General features: G+C 50.8%; 1 rRNA gene. It reads right to left on the reverse strand.

What is annotated here, in order from left to right:
* Nucleotides 1–2,777, reverse strand: a 23S ribosomal RNA gene (locus tag RJ47_RS11400); the annotation flags it as partial.
* Between the last annotated feature and the right edge of the window lie 149 nt (nucleotides 2,778–2,926).

Raw genomic sequence — 2,926 nt, forward strand, 5'->3', positions numbered from 1 at the left:
TCAGGGAAGACTCATCTCAGGGCTCGCTTCCCGCTTAGATGCTTTCAGCGGTTATCGATTCCGAACTTAGCTACCGGGCAATGCGTCTGGCGACACAACCCGAACACCAGAGGTTCGTCCACTCCGGTCCTCTCGTACTAGGAGCAGCCCCCTTCAATCTTCCAACGCCCACGGCAGATAGGGACCGAACTGTCTCACGACGTTCTAAACCCAGCTCGCGTACCACTTTAAATGGCGAACAGCCATACCCTTGGGACCGACTTCAGCCCCAGGATGTGATGAGCCGACATCGAGGTGCCAAACACCGCCGTCGATATGAACTCTTGGGCGGTATCAGCCTGTTATCCCCGGAGTACCTTTTATCCGTTGAGCGATGGCCCTTCCATTCAGAACCACCGGATCACTATGACCTGCTTTCGCACCTGCTCGAATTGTCATTCTCGCAGTCAAGCGGGCTTATGCCATTGCACTAACCTCACGATGTCCAACCGTGATTAGCCCACCTTCGTGCTCCTCCGTTACTCTTTGGGAGGAGACCGCCCCAGTCAAACTACCCACCAGGCACTGTCCGCAACCCCGATAAGGGGTCAACGTTAGAACATCAACACTACAAGGGTGGTATTTCAAGGACGGCTCCACCGATACTGGCGTACCGGGTTCAAAGCCTCCCACCTATCCTACACATGTAGGGTCAATGTTCAGTGCCAAGCTGTAGTAAAGGTTCACGGGGTCTTTCCGTCTAGCCGCGGGTACACTGCATCTTCACAGCGATTTCAATTTCACTGAGTCTCGGGTGGAGACAGCGTGGCCATCATTACGCCATTCGTGCAGGTCGGAACTTACCCGACAAGGAATTTCGCTACCTTAGGACCGTTATAGTTACGGCCGCCGTTTACCGGGGCTTCGATCAAGAGCTTCGTGCAAGCACTAACCCCATCAATTAACCTTCCGGCACCGGGCAGGCGTCACACCGTATACGTCATCTTACGATTTTGCACAGTGCTGTGTTTTTAATAAACAGTTGCAGCCACCTGGTATCTGCGACTCTCAATAGCTCCATCCGCGAGGGACTTCACCGTCAAGAGCGTACCTTCTCCCGAAGTTACGGTACCATTTTGCCTAGTTCCTTCACCCGAGTTCTCTCAAGCGCCTTGGTATTCTCTACCCGACCACCTGTGTCGGTTTGGGGTACGATTCCTTACAATCTGAAGCTTAGAGGCTTTTCCTGGAAGCATGGCATCAATGACTTCACACCCGTAGGTGCTCGACGTCGTGTCTCAGCCTTAAAGAGAGCCGGATTTACCTAACTCTCAAGCCTACGCACTTGAACCTGGACAACCGTCGCCAGGCCCACCTAGCCTTCTCCGTCCCCCCATCGCAATTGTAAGAAGTACGGGAATATTAACCCGTTTCCCATCGACTACGCCTTTCGGCCTCGCCTTAGGGGTCGACTTACCCTGCCCCGATTAACGTTGGACAGGAACCCTTGGTCTTCCGGCGAGGAGGTTTTTCACCCCCTTTATCGTTACTCATGTCAGCATTCGCACTTCTGATACCTCCAGCATGCTTTACAACACACCTTCAACGGCTTACAGAACGCTCCCCTACCCAATGACTAAAAGTCATTGCCGCAGCTTCGGTTTATAGCTTAGCCCCGTTACATCTTCCGCGCAGGCCGACTCGACTAGTGAGCTATTACGCTTTCTTTAAATGATGGCTGCTTCTAAGCCAACATCCTAGCTGTCTAAGCCTTCCCACATCGTTTCCCACTTAGCTATAATTTGGGACCTTAGCTGGCGGTCTGGGTTGTTTCCCTCTCCACGACGGACGTTAGCACCCGCCGTGTGTCTCCCGGATAGTACTTACTGGTATTCGGAGTTTGCAAAGGGTTGGTAAGTCGGGATGACCCCCTAGCCTTAACAGTGCTCTACCCCCAGTAGTATTCGTCCGAGGCTCTACCTAAATAGATTTCGGGGAGAACCAGCTATCTCCAGGTTTGATTGGCCTTTCACCCCTAGCCACAAGTCATCCGCTAATTTTTCAACATTAGTCGGTTCGGTCCTCCAGTTGATGTTACTCAACCTTCAACCTGCCCATGGCTAGATCACCTGGTTTCGGGTCTATATCCAGCAACTCGACGCCCAGTTAAGACTCGATTTCTCTACGGCTCCCCTAGATGGTTAACCTTGCTACTGAATATAAGTCGCTGACCCATTATACAAAAGGTACGCAGTCACAGGACAAGCCTGCTCCTACTGCTTGTACGTACACGGTTTCAGGTTCTATTTCACTCCCCTCACAGGGGTTCTTTTCGCCTTTCCCTCACGGTACTGGTTCACTATCGGTCAGTCAGTAGTATTTAGCCTTGGAGGATGGTCCCCCCATATTCAGACAGGATATCACGTGTCCCGCCCTACTCGATTTCACTGAACACACATCGTCAACTACGGGACTATCACCCTGTATCGTCGGACTTTCCAGACCGTTCGTCTAACGTGTGTAAAGCTTAAGGGCTAGTCCAATTTCGCTCGCCGCTACTTTCGGAATCTCGGTTGATTTCTTTTCCTCGGGGTACTTAGATGTTTCAGTTCCCCCGGTTCGCCTCGTTATGCTATGTATTCACATAACGATACTTACTTATGTAAGTGGGTTTCCCCATTCGGAAATCCCAGACTCAAATGGTTTTTACTACCTAATCTGGGCTTATCGCAAGTTAATACGTCCTTCATCGCCTCTGACTGCCAAGGCATCCACCGTGTACGCTTAGTCACTTAACCATACAACCCCAAAGGGTCTTTGTTAGTAACCAAAGTTGTCTGCATTTTTATACATGTGCAGACACGATTTTGCCGGACTCAAATTCCAAGAACACTTGAATGTGTTGTATTGGTGTTTGTCATAAAGACAAACATTGAGAACTTTACAA

Origin of the sequence: Vibrio sinaloensis, assembly GCF_000808535.1 — a bacterium.
Lineage (GTDB): Bacteria > Pseudomonadota > Gammaproteobacteria > Enterobacterales > Vibrionaceae > Vibrio > Vibrio sinaloensis_D.